Annotated in this window: 15 protein-coding genes; 7 read left to right on the top strand and 8 right to left on the bottom strand. The window is 62.9% G+C overall.

Features of this window, described 5'->3' with window-relative positions:
- The first annotated feature begins 12 nt into the window (after positions 1-12).
- The 4 genes from rfbC to rfbA are packed head-to-tail and all read left to right on the top strand — an operon-like array spanning position 13 to position 3,442.
- Entirely contained in the window at positions 13-579 is a 567-nt protein-coding gene (gene rfbC, locus ACLB0R_RS11880; protein WP_416643478.1) for a dTDP-4-dehydrorhamnose 3,5-epimerase, read from the top strand.
- Between the two features lie 3 nt (positions 580-582).
- A complete protein-coding gene (rfbB, locus tag ACLB0R_RS11875) occupies positions 583-1,659 on the top strand; it encodes a dTDP-glucose 4,6-dehydratase (RefSeq protein WP_416643479.1) in 1,077 nt (358 codons plus the stop codon).
- The gene (rfbD, locus tag ACLB0R_RS11870; RefSeq protein WP_416643480.1) at positions 1,656-2,543 is read left to right on the top strand and encodes a dTDP-4-dehydrorhamnose reductase; all 888 of its coding nucleotides are present in this window, start codon (positions 1,656-1,658) and stop codon (positions 2,541-2,543) included. The genes rfbB and rfbD overlap by 4 nt, the downstream gene beginning before the upstream one ends.
- Positions 2,544-2,563: 20 nt before the next feature.
- Positions 2,564-3,442 carry a glucose-1-phosphate thymidylyltransferase RfbA gene (gene rfbA / locus ACLB0R_RS11865; RefSeq protein ID WP_416643481.1) on the top strand — a complete coding sequence of 293 codons (879 nt, stop codon included), beginning with the start codon at positions 2,564-2,566 and terminating at the stop codon, positions 3,440-3,442.
- A gap of 47 nt (positions 3,443-3,489) precedes the next feature.
- On the opposite strand, the gene ACLB0R_RS11860 is transcribed toward rfbA, so the two are convergent.
- Complete coding sequence (locus ACLB0R_RS11860) at positions 3,490-4,230, bottom strand: class I SAM-dependent methyltransferase (RefSeq protein WP_416643482.1); 741 nt, start codon at positions 4,228-4,230, stop codon at positions 3,490-3,492.
- A gap of 374 nt (positions 4,231-4,604) precedes the next feature.
- Positions 4,605-5,636 carry a mannose-1-phosphate guanylyltransferase/mannose-6-phosphate isomerase gene (locus ACLB0R_RS11855; RefSeq protein ID WP_434953847.1) on the bottom strand — a complete coding sequence of 344 codons (1,032 nt, stop codon included), beginning with the start codon at positions 5,634-5,636 and terminating at the stop codon, positions 4,605-4,607.
- Between the two features lie 265 nt (positions 5,637-5,901).
- Between ACLB0R_RS11855 and ACLB0R_RS11850 the strand changes: the two genes are divergently transcribed.
- Both ACLB0R_RS11850 and ACLB0R_RS11845 read left to right on the top strand, forming a co-directional pair.
- Complete coding sequence (locus tag ACLB0R_RS11850) at positions 5,902-6,522, top strand: fatty acid desaturase CarF family protein (RefSeq protein WP_416643484.1); 621 nt, start codon at positions 5,902-5,904, stop codon at positions 6,520-6,522.
- Positions 6,523-6,551: 29 nt separating this feature from the next.
- Positions 6,552-7,709 carry a glycosyltransferase family 4 protein gene (locus ACLB0R_RS11845; protein WP_416643954.1) on the top strand — a complete coding sequence of 386 codons (1,158 nt, stop codon included), beginning with the start codon at positions 6,552-6,554 and terminating at the stop codon, positions 7,707-7,709.
- Here ACLB0R_RS11845 and ACLB0R_RS11840 read toward each other — a convergent pair.
- On the bottom strand, positions 7,673-9,898 hold the full coding sequence (locus ACLB0R_RS11840; protein WP_416643485.1) for a penicillin acylase family protein: 2,226 nt from the start codon (positions 9,896-9,898) through the stop codon (positions 7,673-7,675). The two genes, ACLB0R_RS11845 and ACLB0R_RS11840, sit on opposite strands and share 37 nt — an antisense overlap.
- A gap of 29 nt (positions 9,899-9,927) precedes the next feature.
- Between ACLB0R_RS11840 and ACLB0R_RS11835 the strand changes: the two genes are divergently transcribed.
- The gene (locus ACLB0R_RS11835) at positions 9,928-11,205 is read left to right on the top strand and encodes a metal-dependent hydrolase family protein (protein WP_416643486.1); all 1,278 of its coding nucleotides are present in this window, start codon (positions 9,928-9,930) and stop codon (positions 11,203-11,205) included.
- Positions 11,206-11,231: 26 nt separating this feature from the next.
- On the opposite strand, the gene ACLB0R_RS11830 is transcribed toward ACLB0R_RS11835, so the two are convergent.
- The 5 genes from ACLB0R_RS11830 to ACLB0R_RS11810 all read right to left on the bottom strand — a co-directional run bounded on the left by ACLB0R_RS11830 (position 11,232) and on the right by ACLB0R_RS11810 (position 16,599).
- Positions 11,232-12,467, bottom strand: a complete 1,236-nt coding sequence (locus ACLB0R_RS11830; protein ID WP_416643487.1) for a capsule biosynthesis protein — start codon at positions 12,465-12,467, stop codon at positions 11,232-11,234.
- Between the two features lie 19 nt (positions 12,468-12,486).
- Positions 12,487-13,704 carry a capsular polysaccharide export protein, LipB/KpsS family gene (locus ACLB0R_RS11825; RefSeq protein ID WP_416643488.1) on the bottom strand — a complete coding sequence of 406 codons (1,218 nt, stop codon included), beginning with the start codon at positions 13,702-13,704 and terminating at the stop codon, positions 12,487-12,489.
- A gap of 263 nt (positions 13,705-13,967) precedes the next feature.
- Complete coding sequence (gene kdsA / locus ACLB0R_RS11820; protein ID WP_416643489.1) at positions 13,968-14,798, bottom strand: 3-deoxy-8-phosphooctulonate synthase; 831 nt, start codon at positions 14,796-14,798, stop codon at positions 13,968-13,970.
- Positions 14,799-14,803: 5 nt separating this feature from the next.
- Positions 14,804-15,625 carry a 3-deoxy-manno-octulosonate cytidylyltransferase gene (locus ACLB0R_RS11815; protein ID WP_416643490.1) on the bottom strand — a complete coding sequence of 274 codons (822 nt, stop codon included), beginning with the start codon at positions 15,623-15,625 and terminating at the stop codon, positions 14,804-14,806.
- On the bottom strand, positions 15,622-16,599 hold the full coding sequence (locus ACLB0R_RS11810; protein ID WP_416643491.1) for a KpsF/GutQ family sugar-phosphate isomerase: 978 nt from the start codon (positions 16,597-16,599) through the stop codon (positions 15,622-15,624). The genes ACLB0R_RS11815 and ACLB0R_RS11810 overlap by 4 nt, the downstream gene beginning before the upstream one ends.
- Positions 16,600-16,761: the final 162 nt, after the last annotated feature.

The following is a 16,761-nucleotide window of genomic DNA, read 5'->3' as shown; positions in this document are numbered from 1 at the left end:
TTGAGGAATATCTTGGAAATCCAGAGTTACGATATTAGAGGCATCCTACTCGTTACGCCCCAGCGCATAGGTGATCAACGCGGTTATTTCGCCGAAACGTTCAGATTGGACCTATTTCAGGATAAAGTAGGGAATTATCGTTTCGTCCAGGACAATGAATCGCTCAACGCTAAGGCTGGTACGATTCGCGGCCTTCACTTCCAGTGTCGGCCAGAGGCGCAGGGCAAGCTAGTCCGGTGTACCTCGGGGGCGCTTTTCGACGTCGCGGTGGATATCCGGGTGGGGTCGCCAACTTTCGGGCAGTGGATCGGCGAAACGCTGACTCCGGGCAATGGCAAGCAACTATGGGTCCCACCCGGCTTTGCGCATGGCTTTTGCTCGCTTCTGCCCGATACCGTTATCTACTACAAAGTCACCGACAGTTTCTATAGCGTTGAATGCGACAAGGGGGTGGCGTGGAATGATCCGGCGATAGGCATCGTATGGCCTGACATTGCGGATGCTGACACCCTGTCCGCGAAAGACCGCTCCTTGCCCCTGTTGTCCGAGCTTCCGCCCTATTTCTCCTGGAGCGATTGATACATGCGTGTGATTGTCACCGGCGGCGCTGGCTTCATTGGTTCAGCACTGGTTCGCTATCTGGTCCTGGAAAGGGGCTATGAGGTTCTAACCATCGATGCGCTGACCTATGCTGGGTGTCTTGCTTCGCTTAAAAGCGTAGAAGGCGCGGCTAATCATCGCTTTCTGCATGCCAATATCACCGATCGTGGGGCGATGAACGCCGCCATCGAGGCATTTCGTCCCGACCGCATCATGCATCTGGCCGCCGAAAGTCATGTTGATCGGTCGATCACGGGCGCTGCAGATTTTATTCAAACCAACATCGTCGGTACGTTCACGCTGCTGGAGGCCGCGCGTGTTTATTGGAACGCCCTGACAGGGGATGCGAAACAGTCATTCCGGTTCCTTCATGTGTCGACCGACGAGGTTTACGGATCGCTGGGTAAGGACGGCCTGTTCGAAGAAACCACGCCTTATGATCCCAGTTCACCCTATTCGGCATCAAAGGCCGCATCGGATCATCTGGCCAAGGCCTGGCAGCGAACCTACGGGTTGCCGGTCGTCGTTTCAAATTGCTCGAATAACTATGGGCCCTACCATTTTCCCGAAAAGCTTATCCCGCTCACCATCCTGAATGCGCTCGAACGCCGCAAGCTGCCTGTCTATGGCAAGGGCGACAATGTTCGTGACTGGCTCTATGTCGATGATCACGCCCGCGCCCTCGATATCATTATCGAAAGAGGCGAGCCGGGCGAAACCTACAATGTCGGCGGTCGCAACGAGCGGCAGAATATCGAGGTGGTCCGGCGTATCTGCCAAGTGCTGGACAAGCTTCGGCCAACCGATTTCGCCCACGCAGACCTCATTGAATTCGTGACTGATCGTCCAGGGCATGATGCGCGCTATGCGATTGATGCGACCAAGCTGGAAAACACGCTTGGCTGGCATGCACAGGAAAATTTCGACAGCGGCATCGAAAAGACCGTCCGCTGGTATCTCGACAATGAATGGTGGTGGCGTCCGCTACGCGATCGGTATGATGGTCAGCGTCTCGGGCTGGAGCAGGCCGCCAAGGAAAGCGAACCGACCAAGCTATGAGAATCGCGGTCACTGGGGTGTCCGGCCAGGTTGTCACAAGCCTGGTCGAGCGAGGCAATGGGCAGGGGCACCAAGTGGTCGCGGTCGGCCGCCCTGAGCTCGACCTGACGGACGAATCAACGATTCTCAACGCACTTCAATCCCCCAGGCCCGACGTGATCGTCTCTGCGGCCGCCTATACGGCCGTGGACAAGGCCGAACAGGAAGCTGATCTGGCGCAGCGAGTTAACGGGGTCGGCGCTGGGCTTGTGGCGGATGCAGCGGCAGAACTTGGCGTGCCCCTCGTTCATCTGTCGACCGACTATGTTTTCGATGGCACGTTGGACCGACCTTATATCGAAAGCGATCCTGCCGGCCCCACGGGCGTTTATGGTCTTTCAAAGCTGGCTGGCGAGCGCGCAGTGCTCGGCGCGCATGGCAACAGCGCGATCCTGCGGGTGGCCTGGGTATATAGTCCCTTCGGCGCCAATTTCGTTAAAACGATGCTGCGCCTGGCTGGTGATCGCGATGAAGTATCAGTGGTTGCCGATCAGGTGGGAAATCCCACGAGTGCCTTGGCAATCGCCGATGGAATATTGAAGGTTGCCACTAATCTGTTGTCTGACAGCAGCTCGAGACTCCGCGGCATTTTTCACATGACCGCTTCGGGCGAAGCAAGCTGGGCCGATTTTGCTGAGACTGTCTTCGCTACATCGGCGGCGCGCGGCGGCCCGTCTGCAGCAGTGCGGCGGATCGACACCGCCGCCTATCCCACATTGGCAAGGCGCCCCGCGAATTCACGGCTGAACTGTGCCCGGCTTGCAGCCGCGCATGGCGTCGCGTTGCCGGCGTGGCAAACATCGTTGGCGGAAGTGATTGATCGGCTCATCCTGACTGCGCATTGATTTTAAAAGGAACAGCAAACGTGAAGGGCATCATACTGGCTGGCGGTAGTGGAACACGCCTCTTCCCGATGACGCTATCGCTCTCGAAGCAGCTCATGCCGGTCTACGACAAACCGATGATCTATTATCCGCTTTGCACATTGATGCTTGCGGGCATCCGCGAAGTACTGATCATTTCCACACCCCGCGATCTTCCCGCGTTTCAGTCGCTGCTTGGCGATGGTGCCGCATGGGGCATGTCGATCGACTACGCCGAGCAACCGAGCCCGGATGGTTTGGCACAGGCCTACATCATTGGTGCCGATTTCGTCGCTGGTCAGCAATCTGCGCTGATTCTGGGGGACAATATCTTCCACGGCCACGGCTTGCCCGAGCTCATGGGCCGCGCTTTATCCCGGACCCGGGGGGCGAGCGTCTTTGCGTATCACGTACATGATCCTGAACGGTACGGCGTGGTCAGTTTTGATGAAAACATGCGCGGGATTTCGATCGAGGAGAAGCCCGCACAGCCCAAGTCCAACTGGGCGGTGACGGGGCTGTATTTCTATGACGAACAGGTCGTCGACATTGCCGCAAACTTAAAGCCGTCGGTCCGCGGCGAACTGGAGATCACTGACGTCAATCGCATCTATCTCGAGCGTGGCGACCTGCATGTAGAGGTTATGGGACGTGGCTATGCTTGGCTCGATACCGGTACGCCCGACAGCCTGCTCGACGCTGCCGAGTATGTGCGGGTTCTCGAAAAAAGGCAGGGGTTCAAGATTGCCGCACCCGAGGAAGTCGCGTTCCGACAGGGATATATTCAAGCCACCGAATTTGAAGCGGCTGCCGCGCGCCTCGGCAAGTCCGATTATGGCCGATATTTGCGGAGCATATTGGAAGAACGTCCGGAGCGCTGAATTTGCCTGCAGCGCAACGGACCAAGTTGACCGTTTCGGCGGTTGCTTCAGCTTGGTTTTGTCATAACGACGAGTGCCTGCCAGAATTCGGGGTGATGGCTGCCGTCCGATCCATCGGTAAATTGTGGCTCGCCAAAACCGGCATCACGGGCAAAGCGTCTGATCCAGTCACGATGCATGAAACTGTCCAGCTGTTCAGCTGATTTCCCGTTCCTGAGCCGCTTGAGGTTCGAGTTCCAGATCCGGTCATGGGCAGGGTCCTCTAGCTCAAGAAACGAGAACACCATCTTCCCGCCCGGCTTTAGCGCCCGGAAGGCATCTTCGATGTAAAGATAAGCTTCGGCGGGATACAGGTGCGTGAAGACGGACCAGTGGAACACAAAATCGACGGATGAATTGGCCGCTGCAATGGTCGGGGTGTAATTGAGCGTGGCTGTGTAGTCCGGACATCGGCGGGCAAGCTCTTCGATGAGTGCGGGCACCACGTCGGCACCGATATAGGTCCCTCGCCAGCCTGATCGCTGAAGCGCCTGCGCAGTGCGCCCGCAACCACATCCCAAGTCATAGACAGTCATATCGTTGGCCAAGCCGTGATGCCGCAGGACGGCAACATGTCCATCGCCCTGAGTGTAGAAATCTTCCATCGATGCTGCTCCCACGGCTTGCGCCAATGCAAGGCGGCGATCATGGGGGAGTTGCCGCAACTTTTTCCTGGTGAACCGTTGGTAATCCCGAATGGAATGGCTGATAGTGCGCCCCGTGATCGAGAGACGCCAAGTATAAAACATAAAGATACCCCTGCGCCCACCGGCTCTGGCAGGCTTCAACACGCATTCAGCAAATTAGCGATTTATGTCTGAAAGAGAAGCCTGCTCCGGACTTGTCGCAAACCGCTGGCCGAGCGTCTCCACAGGCCTGCTGCTGGCAAGCGCTTTATAAGCCGCGCGCAACGACAAGCCGTCACCATTCGGTGTTACGTGGCTTCGATCGCGACGAGGTTGGCTCGGCGAGGCTGTCCAGAGAGATAGCTGCCTTACAGCGGCTATCGAAAACCGATCATGTCGTCGATCCGTTTCATCATCCCGCGGTTAGCCGCGAAACCGAGCTGTTTACGTTGCAAATCTGGCGCCTCGGACGGTTGCTGCCGTTCTGTCGGCTCCCCTCAAAGCGCGTCCATCACTCGCTTCACGTCCTGCGACTGTCCCCGGGGCAGGATCAGCACGGTGTCGCCGCTGGCAACGATGATCAGGTCCTCGACGCCCACCGCCGCCACGCGAAGGCCATCGGCGCGGATCAGGCAATTCTTGGTATCCAGGGCGATGATATCGCCGTGGTGCACGTTGGCCTCTGCGCTGGCGGGGCCGAAGTCGTGGATCGCATCCCAGCTGCCCAGATCGGTCCAGCCCATCGAGACCGGAACGACGGCCACTCGATTGGATCGTTCCATCACGGCATAGTCGATCGAGATCGATGGCGCCTGGGCGAAAGCGTCGGGGTTGAGGAGCAGTCGCTCGCCATTGCGACTGCCCAAATCGCAGGCGGCGCGGGCTGCGGCAAGGACATCGGGGGCATGCTCGGCCAAGGCCGCAAGCATGGCGTCAGCGCGGAACAGGAAAATGCCGGCGTTCCAGCCATGGTCGCCGCTCGCGAGCATGGCTTTGGCGCGATCGCGGTCGGGCTTTTCGACAAAGCGGTCCACACGGTGAACGCCATCGGCCAAGGGCTCTCCTAGTCTGATATAGCCATAGCCCGTTTCGGGGCGGCTGGGCTCGATGCCGAAGGTGATCAGCCAGCCTTGCTCGGCCAAGGGGCGGGCCTTGGCGACGGCGGCCCCGAACGCGCCTACGTCGGTGATGACCTGGTCGCTCGGCATGACCAGCAACAGCGTATCGGGGGCACGGGCTGTGAGCGCTGCAACGGCAATGGCAGGCGCGGTGTTGCGACCGACGGGCTCAAGGATCAGCGCGTCGATTGCGCAGTTTACGTCCGCCAGCTGCATCGTGACGAGATCAGCGTGGCGGTCGCTGGCCACCACCATTGCGGGCCCAGCTTCGGGCAAGTCCCGACCACGAAGCGCGGCTTGTTGGAGCAGGCTGTGGGTATCGTGCCCCAACGCGAAGAACTGTTTGGGCCGCTCAGGGGTTGACATCGGCCATAGCCGCGTACCGGCGCCGCCGGATAGGATGACGGGCATGAGAGAGGCGGGCATAGCGTGAAAACCAACTCGAGTTTGCCGAGAGACTTATGAAGGCAAGGCGGCAATGCGGCAAGCGACTTGGTGGTGATCGGTTCCGTACCCTGCCGGTCGAATGCGACTCCCTAGGCGGCGCCGCGAAAAGCAGGTAACACCACTGCCATCAAATTGGCGTTAATCGAGTTCCATGCAGTTGCTTTTTGCTCTTTTCGGCTTATCGCTTGCTTTGAACGCGGGCTTTGCCGTTCAGCATGCCGACTGGCTTATGATCCCTGCTGCGCTGGTGGGGTGGTATCTGGCCGACCTCGCGTCGGGCGTCATCCACATGACGATGGATTATTGGCCGGCCCGTCCAGGGGTGGGGTTCAATCAGCTCTATTTCTATCCCGGCGACCGGTCGAGCGCGGCTTATGAAGGTTTGCGGCGCGATGTCATGGCGCGGGTCGGGCCGTTCCAGCGGCTGGTCTATGATTTCAAGAACCATCATCCCCGGCCCGATGCGCTGGGGCGGCGATCGATGAAGGTGCTGATCGGCTCGTCGGTCGCGGCCGGCACATTGCCCGCGTCGCTGTTGCTGAACCTTTGGTGTTTCATCGCGCCGCCGCCGGGGTGGCTGGTCGTTTGCGGGATCAGCCTGATTGTCGGCGGCACCTTCGCGCAGTATTTTCACGGCACGCTGCATCGCGCCGCCAATCCTTGGATCATCCGGGCGATGCGGCGCGTTGGGCTGCTGATGACACCCGCCGCGCACCAGAAGCACCATGACAGTCTGAAGCGCGATTTCGCGACCAATAACGGTTGGAGCAATCCGTTGCTCAACCCGATCTTCGCGCTACTCTATCGGCGGGGCGTGCTGACCGATGCCGGACTGGAGCCGACGCGTTAACGCGGCTAAGCCCGTGCTCGTTGATCCCGATGTACCCCGATACCCGCCTTCTTCTCGATGTCAGCCGCATGGTGTGGCGGCGCTGGCGCGGCCAGCACCCGACTGGCGTCGATCGCGCGTGCCTGGCTTATGCGCAACACTATCGCAGCCGTGCGCTGGCGGTGGTGCAGCGCGGCGGCTTTACTCGCGTGCTCGATCGGGAGCGATCGATGCGGTTGTTCGATGCGCTGATCGAGCACCAGGCCGATTTTGCGCGCCGGGTGATGCCGCCATTGCTCCAGGCATTTGCGTCGCGCGCACCGGCGGGCGGCTATCACGGCGCGATCTATTTGAATGTCGGCCATACCGGGCTCGACCTGCCCGGGCATGCACGCTGGGTACGGTCAAGCGGCGCGCGCGCGGTTTATTATATTCACGACCTGATCCCGATCACGCACCCGCAATATTGCCGCGCGGGCGAGGGCGAGCGGCATGCGTCGCGCATCCATGCCGCGCTGAAGCTGGCGCGCGGCATTACGACCAACAGCGCCGATAGCGCTGTTGCGCTGGCAGAGTTTGCAAGCGCGGAGCATTTGCCGCTGCCGCCGGTGCTGGTGGCCCAGCTGGGGCTGTCGGTGAGGCCGCTGCGATCATCCGAGCCGCCGATCGCGCAGCCCTATTTCCTGATGATCGGCACGATCGAAGGGCGGAAGAACTACGCTCTGGTGCTTGAAGCACTCAGGCTGCTGGTCAAGCGAATGGGGCCGGCCGCACCGAAACTGGTGTTGATTGGCGCGCGCGGCTGGGCAGCGGAAGATGTTTTCGCGGTGCTCGACAACGACGCCAGGCTGCGCCCGTTCATCATCGAGCGCGGCCAATGCGGTGATGACGAGTTGCTGGCCTGGCTTACACACGCGCGCGCCTTGCTGTTCCCGAGTTTCGTCGAGGGCCAGGGATTGCCGGTTGCCGAGGCACTGGCCTTGGGGACGCCAGTGATCGCCAGCGACCTGCCGGTCTTCCGCGAAACGGCCGGCGAGCTGCCCGCTTATTTATCGCCGCATGATCCGGCCGCCTGGGCAGACCTGATGGCGCGTTATGTGCCCCTGGACAGTCCGGAGCGCGCGGCGCGGTGCGCGCACTTGGTCGGCTATGCGCCGCCTTCGTGGGACGATCATTTCGCTCGGCTGGAAGCCTGGGTCGGGGGCTGAGCGGCGATTTCGCCGGGCCGATAGCGCCGCTCGATATGGCCTTTGAGCTCGTCAGGATAGAAATAGATCGGGCGGAGCGCGCCGGCCGCATAGCGATCGATCTGATCGGCGAAGTGGCGTGAGGCGGCGTTGCCGCTCTGCCCGCCCGCCATCACCGCCATTGCTTTCACGCGCGGGCCGAACTCGACCACCGCGACGAAGCTGTTGCCGCTAGTGCCGTAATAGCGCGCCGTGCCCGGCCAGCGTTTGGCGCCGAACGAAGCGAGGCTGCCCCATTGCGCCGAGGTGAAGGGGACGGGCTTGGACGGCTGCGCATCGCTGAAATGCGGCGTGATCGCGTCGTCGATCCGCTGATAACGGTTTATCTGCCCCCAGGGCGTCCGCCAGCTGCCGAAATCGCGATTGAGCTGTTCGACAGTGGCGGTGAGCGCTTTCAACTTGGCCTCGGGGGAGACGCGGGTGGCAATATAATCGGGCACGTTGATCCGTTCGGCCTGGGCGAAGCTGCCCACCTCCCGCCACAGCTGATCGCCCCATAGCACGGCCAGGCTGGTGGCGACTGAGTCGCCGCTCCAGCGGTAATCCCACTGCTCCAGCGCCGCGATCGGCTCGGCAAGCGCGGCGTGCTGGGGGTCATCGGCGGGCAGCGCGTGCCACGCCGCGACCAGGCCCGGCACCAGATGCGCGAACGCTGGCAGATAGGAATCGAAGGCCGCCGCTCGCAGGCCCTCCGCTGTCCACCCGCTCTTCCCCGTCAGCAACAGATCGGCATGTTCGCCGCGCGCATTGGGGCCGATCTGATCCATGTAGCGGGGATAATCGGCGGCTTTGGGACTGTCCGGCCCGGCGCTGCTCCACGGCCAGTCATTGGTGTTGTGCACCCAGCCGATGTGTGGATTGGCGACGCTGGGCAAGCTCGCCAGGCTGTGCAGGCCATGCCAGTCGGTCGCGGGATCGCTGCCGTCGACAGGCCGGGTATAGTCGAAGCGATTGTCGCGGACCGGCATGAATTGCGGCATCAGAAATGCGATCTCGCCCTTGTCGTCGGCGAACAGCGTGTCGTTGGACGAATTGGCCTTGCGATCGGCGATGGCGAGGTAGTCGGCGAGATTGGTGGTCTTGGTGCGGAGATAGCTTTGCTCGAGTGCGGGGATGGGCCGCCACATCAGCGCGGTGGCAATCCAGCGGCCGTTTTCAGAGCGCGTGATGGGGCCGTGGTGCGTCGCATAGGTCTTGAAGGTCCGTTTCGCTAGCGTGCCATCGGGCTGGCGATAGCTCAGAGTCACCTGCTTCTCGATGAGCGGTCGCAGCTCCTTGCCATAGGAGTAGCGCGGTGGCCCGGTCCGGGTCAGCGTTACCTTCTCAGCAAACTCGTCGACATTGTCGACGGTGGAGGATGTGTGCATCCACCCGGCATGGGCGTTGAAGCCCTGATAGACGAAAAACTGGCCCCAGGTGCTCGCGCCGTAAGCGTTCAGGCCCTCATCGCTCGTCACTTGCGCTTCGGAGCGGAAGTAAAAGCTGGTGTGCGGGTTGATCAGCAACAGGGCATGGCCGTCCTTGGTCAGCCGGGGCGCGATCGCGATGCCGTTCGAGCCTGAGGGCTCGCGCGGGATCATGCCCAATTCCTCGGGCGTCCGCGCTGTCGGCTTGCCGTAGAAGCTGGCCAGATCGCCCAGCGAAATCCGCTCGATATCGCCGCCGATGCTGCCTTCGGTGAAGCTCAGCGCCATCCACGGCTCGAAATGGGTCAGCACGCGCGGCTTGGTTTCGGGGTGCGCGGCGAGATAATAGTTGAGACCGTCGGCCCAGGCATCCATCAGCGCGCGCAGCCAGGCGGGGCTGGCGGCATAATCGGCCTTTAATTGCTCCGGATCGACAAACAGCCGCTGGCGCAAGTCCGCCCAGATCGCGCCTTCGCCATCGGCCTCGGCGGTGCGGCCAAGCGCGGTCAGATAATTGGTTTCGATCCTGGGAAAGTCATCTTCGGCCTGCGCGTAGATCATGCCGAACACGGCGTCGGCATCGCTGTGGCCATGGATGTGCGGCACGCCCCAGTCGTCGCGGATGATGGTGACGCGGGCCGCCTCCTCGCGCCAGCGCACGGCGTCAGGGGCGGGCGCCGCGGCCGTTGCCGCAAGCGAGAGCAGGATCAGCGGATTGCGAAGCGCGCGAAGACGGGTATCCATGGCAGCGAGCTTAGAGCGGGAAGGGCGAGATGACCAAGCGTTGGTTGCGGCAAGCGTTGGCAATGGGGGCCGCGCTGCTGTTGGGGAATGCCGAGCCCAAGGATCAAAGCGCCATTCTGTTGAAGCCCGATGCCGTGTTCGACGGCGTCGACGGCAAGGTTCATGCCGGCTGGCAAGTGCTGGTGCGCGGCGAGCGGATCGAAGCGGTGGGACCCGATCTTACCGCCCTTGCCGGCACACGCGTCATCCTGCTCGCGGGCGATACGCTGATGCCGGGCATGATCGAGGGGCACAGCCACTTGTTCCTCCACCCCTATAACGAGGCAAGCTGGGATGATCAGGTGCTGCACGAGCCGCTGGCGCTGCGCACCGCGCGGGCAGTTGTGCAGGCGCGCGCAACATTGCTTGCCGGATTCACCAGCGAACGCGACCTCGGCACTGAAGGCGCGGGCTATGCCGATGTCGGCCTGCGTCAGGCAATCGACCAGGGGATTGTCATCGGCCCGCGGCTCGCGGTCGCGACCCGGGCAATCGTCGCCAAGGGCGCTTATGGCCCGAAAGGGTTCGAGCCCGGTGTCGAGGTGCCGCAAGGGGCCGAGGAGGTTTCTGGCACCGACAATATCGTCGCGGCGGTTCGCCGGCAGATTGCCGCCGGCGCGGACTGGATCAAGCTCTACGCCGATTATCGCTGGCGCCCCGGCGAGGATAGCCGGCCGACACTAAGCCTCGACGAAATGCGTACCGCCGTTGCCGCCGCGCATGATGCCGGTCGTCCGGTTGCGGTCCATGCCTCGACCACCGAGGGCATGCGTCGCGCGGTCGAGGCTGGTGTCGACACGATCGAGCATGGTTATGGCGGCACGGCCGAAGTCTTCGCTGCCATGGCCGCCAAGCATATCGCTTTGTGCCCGACGCTCGCCGCGGTCGATGCGACGTCGCGCTATCGCGGCTGGACCGGCGACGAGCCCGCGCCGGCCGGCGTCCGTCAGAGTCGCGAGAGCCTGAAACTCGCTTTGAAGGCCGGGGTGAGCATCTGCATGGGCGGCGATGTCGGGGTCTTCCCGCATGGCGACAATGCGCGCGAGATGGTGTTGATGGCGGCCGACGGGATGACGCCGGCGCAAGTCCTTATCGCGGCGACGGCCGGCAACGCTCGCGTGCTGAAGCTCGCCGATCGGGTTGGTTCGCTAAAGCCGGGATTGCTGGCCGATCTGATCGCGGTTTCTGGCGACCCGACCCAGTCGATCGATGCGGTGCGACATGTCGAACTGGTTATGAAAGGTGGCGCCGTGGTCGCGTCCCGCTAGCCGCTAAAGCCTTTGCAGCCGAGGGGTCAGCCCACCGCGCGCAGCGTTGCGACCGTTTGGTTTTCCAGCTTCGCCATCAAGCCCTCGATCAGCAGCTTGACGGCGCTTTCGCTGGCAAGGCCGCCGCGCACCAGGCAGCGAGCATGGAGGACGCGGCAGAAAGCGTCGTAGACGCGGCTGTCCGGCGCTTGCGGCCGATTCCAGAAACTATCGAGCCGCTGCTGGTCGGTGATACCGGGCATGTCATAAACCGCTTCGCCGAGCGTCTTTACAGGTTTACCACTGGCGAGCGCGAGCGTCGCGGCGGTGCTGTTGACGCAGACCATGCCGGCCGATCCATCGATCATCGTCTGCAAGTCACCATAATAGACATGGACGAGGCGGTCGGCGATGCCGAGGCGGCGGGCAATGCCCATCAGATGCGTCCCCCAGTCGCGGATGCCGCAATAAAGCGGGTGATCCTTGACCAGCAGCATCGCGTCTTTGGGGGCATGGCGCGCAAAGCTGCCGAGCACGATCTCGGCGGCCTCGTGCATCGAGGCGAAAGGCGAGTGAATGCGGATCTGGTAATCGGCGGAAAGCTGCAGCGGCATCAGGAAATAGCGCTTGCCCTCCAGCCGCTGCATCGCCTCGTCGCTCAGGCGACGATGCCGCCAGGAGCGCAGATAGCGGACCGACCAGCCAATCCCCTCACCAATGATCCAGTTGGGCCGATGCGTGCGGTAAAAGGGAAACTTCCAGCGCGCGGTGACGATACGGTGATAATGCCAATAGGAATCGTGCGCGCGGCGTTTGAAGCTTGCCGTCACCGGTGGCAAGTCCGGCAGCGGTGGCAAGTTGCGCGCTTCGTTGAGATACCAATGCGGGTCTTTGGGCAGCGTCGAATGGCCGTTCACGCCATCGGGCTCCCAAGTCATCCAGTCCGGGCGGATATAGCCTTCTTCGAGAACATGGATCGCCACGCCGCGCAGCTTGGCCATGCCGTGCGCGACCATGTGCATTGGTCGGCAATCGCCATAGAGAATCAGGTCGGTGATGCCGTTCTGTTCCATATAGTCATGGACGAATTGCGGCCAACGCCGCACGGTGCCCCGATAATTGACCGAGCCATCTGGCCAGTCATGCTCGTCGCCGCCGTTGAGATTGAGGCGAAATACCGCGTGACCATTGTCGGCCAAGCGCCGGCCGATTTCCCGAAACAAGGGTCCCGGGGGGCCTTGCAGGAATAGATACCGGCGCTGCAGCGCGGGTTCCAGCTTCATTCTCACCCCTTTTTAAGCTCTATGCGAGCCTCTTCAGTGCTTTGGTCACGCGCCCCTGTACCCGTCGAGCCTGCACCAGTAACGAATGGTTCTCTCCCAACCCTTCGCTTATCCGACGAATCGCTATTTCAGGTCCGCATGGCAATCGTGTGACGAAGTCAAGATAACGCGGATATAAGACTAACGTTCCGGCTATTAGTTCCGTTATGGACCGAATTTGTCCGCGTCGTGGTGGAATCGGCGCACGATCGCTGGTCAGTCCCCAACCCGCGTAGAAGGGCGTGCCGTGGGTGATCACTTCCTTGCCGCGCATCAGTGCCTCGAAGCCGGCGAGCGACGTGAGTACATGGACCGCGTCCACCATGTCGAGCAAGGCACTCATCGGCGTATCGCGAACAATGTCGTCCGCCAAGCTCAACGCCGCGCGCACCGGGACGTGGCCGGCGCGATGACCGGCCTCGACATCGGGGTGGGGCTTGAAGATGAGGTAGGCATCGGGCTCTTCGGCGCGGGCGCGGCGCAGCAGGTCGAGGTTGGAGCGAACCTCGCCGCCGCCGTTCAGTACCGACCGGTCGTCCTCGACCTGCCCCGGCACGAGCACGGTGCGGCGAGGCCCGGCGGGGCGGGGAAGGGTTCTCGTCGAGGCGGCATATTTGCTGATGCCGCCTTTGACGATCGCTTGGCGCAGGGACTCTGCCCGCTCGAGCAAGGCGCCATCGAACGCCGCGTCGCGCAGGATGTCTTCCAAGTCGCTCGGTCCAGCGGGGTCGAAATAGATGCCGCGTTCATCGACGATAATCGACAAGGGCGGCACGCAATCGGCGCCGAGGCCGGTCGAGCGGATGAAGCCATCTTCGATTTCGGCGGTTGGTTGGCCGTTCGCGGCGAGCGCGGCAAGCGCCGATTTGGGCGCGCGCGATTTCCAAATGCCAACCAGGCGATTGGACTTGGCGGGCACCCGGCGCGCGTAACGCGGCCCATCGGCGCCGTCCCAGAGCAGCGGTGTCACCGTGGTCCGCTTCCAGCCGGCAATGCCGATCACCGCGCCCAGCCGACGATTGCGCTCGATCAGCGCGCGCCACTCGCCCAGCTGCTGGATCGCCGCTTCGCCGCTGCTCGGCGCGCCCGTGAAGGGGCAGCAATAGGCGATCCCGGTGAGCAGGTGACGGGAGACAAGTTCCTCGACCGGGAGGGCAGCCGAACTCGCACAGTCACTGAACCGGCCGTCGCCGGTCACGCTGACATGAAGGCCCGCGATACGCGCGAGCAACGCGCTTTCGTCATCGGCATCGGCGGTCCACTCTGCCTGGCCGTCGAAACGGTCCCAGGGACTGGAAGCGTTCCAAAAATCGCCACCGACGCGCAAGGTGCGCAGCAGCGCTGCACATTTATCCGCTTCGCCCGCGCTCGGCTGGTGATCCGGCATCGGCACGGCAAGCAGCTGCGGTCGCGCCCCCGGAAATGGCGGCACGCGCAACACGGGCCGGGGCGGGTCCGCCATCAGAAGGCGGAAGGATGCGCGTGGAGCGCCTGCAGTTCGGCGAGCAGTGTCTCGAGCTGGTCGAGCGGCCAGCTGTTCGGCCCGTCCGAAAGCGCCTTGTCGGGGTCGGGATGCGTCTCGATAAACACGCCATGGGCCCCGGCCGCGACCGCCGCGCGGGCGAGCACGGGCACGAAGCGCCGCTCACCGCCCGATCGATCGCCCATGCCGCCGGGCAGCTGCACCGCGTGTGTCGCGTCGAAGCAGACCGGGCAGCCGGTCTCGGCCATCGTCGCCAGCCCGCGCATGTCGACGACCAAATTGTGATAGCCAAAGCTGCTGCCGCGCTCGGTAACGATGAAATTGTCGATCGCCACGCCGGCGCGGGTCGCGGCGGCGCGTGCCTTGGCGACCAACGTCGCCATGTCCCCCGGCGCCATGAATTGCGCTTTCTTGAAATTGACCGGCTTGCCGGTGGCGGCGGCGGCTTCGATCAGATCGGTTTGGCGGGCAAGAAAGGCCGGCGTCTGCAAAACATCAACGGCTTGCGCGGCAGCGCGCGCCTGCTCAGGCGTATGGATGTCGGTCAGAACCGGTAGCCCGGTCGCCGCACGCACCTTGTCGAGGATCGCAAGGCCTTCGTCCAGGCCCGGCCCACGAAACGACGCGCCCGACGAGCGGTTCGCCTTGTCGAAGCTCGACTTGAAGATGACGAACAGCCCCAGCCGATCGGCAATCGCGCGCAGCCGTTCGGCGACCGAGAGCACCAAAGCTTCGGACTCGATCACGCACGGGCCGGCGATAACGAACAGTTTCTCGCCTTTGCCAATTGCTTGGCCGTTAATCTTCATATTCGTCATTCAATCCCGCGGGTCGCCAATATCGCCTCGATCGCCGGCAGATCGCTCGGGTTATTGAGCTCGATCAAGTCCCAGGCGGGCGGATCGCTCACGACGACGGCCACGCGCACGCCATGCACCAGGAAACGCAATTGCTCCAGCCCCTCCAGCCGTTCAAGCGCGGTCTCGCCTGCAGCGATATAAGCGGCAAGCGCGGTGCGGCGATAAGCATAGAGCCCGACATGGAGCAGCACCGGCGGATCGGCTTCGGCAGGGTGGCCCGGCGGCAGATGCGGCAGGACGCGCTTGGAGAAATAGAGCGCATTGCCCCGAGCATCGGTCACGACCGTAGTGCCGCCGACGCGGCCCGCAGCCTGATCTTCGATCAGATAGCGATAAGCGGTTGGCGAGCACCGCACCGCGGCCGTTGCGACGGCGCAGTCGGTGTTGGCGGCCATGTGTTTGATCAGGCTGGCGACGAGGTCAGGCGGCGTCAGCAGCGCATCGCCCTGAAAATTGACGATGATGTCGCTGTCGCCCGGCAGGTCGGCGATGGCCGCTGCGACGCGCTCGGTGCCGTTGGCGCAGCTTTCCGGCGTCATGACGACTTGGCCGCCGAATGATCGTACCACGTCGGCGATTCGCGCATCGTCGGTCGCGACGATCACGCGATTGGCGCCGGCAACGGAGGAGGCCGCCTCATAGCTGCGCTGGATCAGCGGCTTAGACGCACCAGCTGCGCCCTTGATCGCCGCAAGAGGCTTGCCGGGATAGCGCGACGATTGGTAGCGCGCCGGGATGATGATCGTCGCGCCGGTACCGCTTGCCTCTGCGGTCACGCGATCAGTTCGATGTCGTGAATATGGACGATGCCGAGCGGGCGGCGGGCGTCGTCGCGACTGACCACCACAAGCACGTTCACACGGTTGTCGTGCATGATGTGATAGGCTTCCTGCCGGGTCATCCCCTCGCGCACGGTTAGCGGATCGCGCGTCATGACGTCGATGCACCGCGCGTCAGCGATGCGATCGATCGATCGGCGCACGTCGCCATCGGTGATGATACCAGCCAGCAGGCCGTCGCCATCGACCACGCAGACCGCGCCGCGCCCGGCGGACGTCATCTCGAAGACGGCCTCGCTCATCGGTGCGTCGGGGGCGACGCGCGGCAGGCGTCCCCGGAAAGGCAGCAAGGACTCGACCGGCGCAAGCCGGCTGCCGATCGTGCCCGAGGGGTGAAAACGCGCGATGTCCTCGATCGTCGTGCCGCGTGCTTCCATCGCCGCGACCGCCAGCGCGTCGCCCAGCGCCATCATCATCGTGGTGGACGATGTTGGCGCGGTGCCGTGGGGACAGGCCTCTTCAACGTCAGGCAGCATCAGCGGAAACGTCGCCGAGCGGACAAGGTACGACCTTGGCCGCGATGCGATCGCGATCACCGACACACCAATCTGCAGCGCCCGCGCAACGATCGGCTTGATCTCCGCGGTTTCGCCCGAATTGCTGAGCACGAGCAGCACGTCCGATGGCGACAACATGCCGAGATCGCCATGGCCGGCTTCGGCTGCGTGCAGGAAGAAGGAGGGAGACCCGGTGGAAGCAAGCGTCGATGAAATTTTGCGGCCGACATGCCCCGACTTACCAAGCCCGGTTACCACGACTCGGCCGCGACAAGCGGCGATCGCCTCAACCGCGCCGCGAAAACGATCGTCCAGGCTTTTGGCGAGCGCGACCAGCCCATCCGCTTCTTGCGCGATGACAGCAGCGCCGACAGCCGTAAGGGAAGGCGCCGGATACTCAAGCTTGCTCGCCACTGACTTCCCCATCTCAAACGTCCGCCTCGCCCCTGGCGGATTAACCCGTTCCTTAAAGAACGAGTCGGATCGACGAAACCCTTCGGCGCTAAGTATCTGCCGTAAGACTAATTTTGTTGCGCGAAAGCCACAGGGCTTGCCGCCGCCTAGCGCTCTCTACCT

This window comes from Sphingomonas sp. GlSt437, from assembly GCF_048015635.2.
Lineage (GTDB): Bacteria > Pseudomonadota > Alphaproteobacteria > Sphingomonadales > Sphingomonadaceae > Sphingomonas.
This window is presented reverse-complemented; position numbering and strand designations above follow the sequence as displayed.

Bases quoted from the DNA above. Each gene is read 5' to 3' on its own strand.
- rfbB (WP_416643479.1), top strand. From the start codon at position 583: ATGCGTGTGATTGTCACCGGCGGCGCTGGCTTCATTGGTTCAGCACTG.
- rfbD (WP_416643480.1), top strand. From the start codon at position 1,656: ATGAGAATCGCGGTCACTGGGGTGTCCGGCCAGGTTGTCACAAGCCTG.
- ACLB0R_RS11860 (WP_416643482.1), bottom strand. From the start codon at position 4,230: ATGTTTTATACTTGGCGTCTCTCGATCACGGGGCGCACTATCAGCCAT.
- ACLB0R_RS11855 (WP_434953847.1), bottom strand. From the start codon at position 5,636: ATGCCCGTCATCCTATCCGGCGGCGCCGGTACGCGGCTATGGCCGATG.
- ACLB0R_RS11850 (WP_416643484.1), top strand. From the start codon at position 5,902: ATGATCCCTGCTGCGCTGGTGGGGTGGTATCTGGCCGACCTCGCGTCG.
- ACLB0R_RS11845 (WP_416643954.1), top strand. From the start codon at position 6,552: ATGTACCCCGATACCCGCCTTCTTCTCGATGTCAGCCGCATGGTGTGG.
- ACLB0R_RS11840 (WP_416643485.1), bottom strand. From the start codon at position 9,898: ATGGATACCCGTCTTCGCGCGCTTCGCAATCCGCTGATCCTGCTCTCG.
- ACLB0R_RS11835 (WP_416643486.1), top strand. From the start codon at position 9,928: ATGACCAAGCGTTGGTTGCGGCAAGCGTTGGCAATGGGGGCCGCGCTG.
- ACLB0R_RS11830 (WP_416643487.1), bottom strand. From the start codon at position 12,467: ATGAAGCTGGAACCCGCGCTGCAGCGCCGGTATCTATTCCTGCAAGGC.
- kdsA (WP_416643489.1), bottom strand. From the start codon at position 14,798: ATGAAGATTAACGGCCAAGCAATTGGCAAAGGCGAGAAACTGTTCGTT.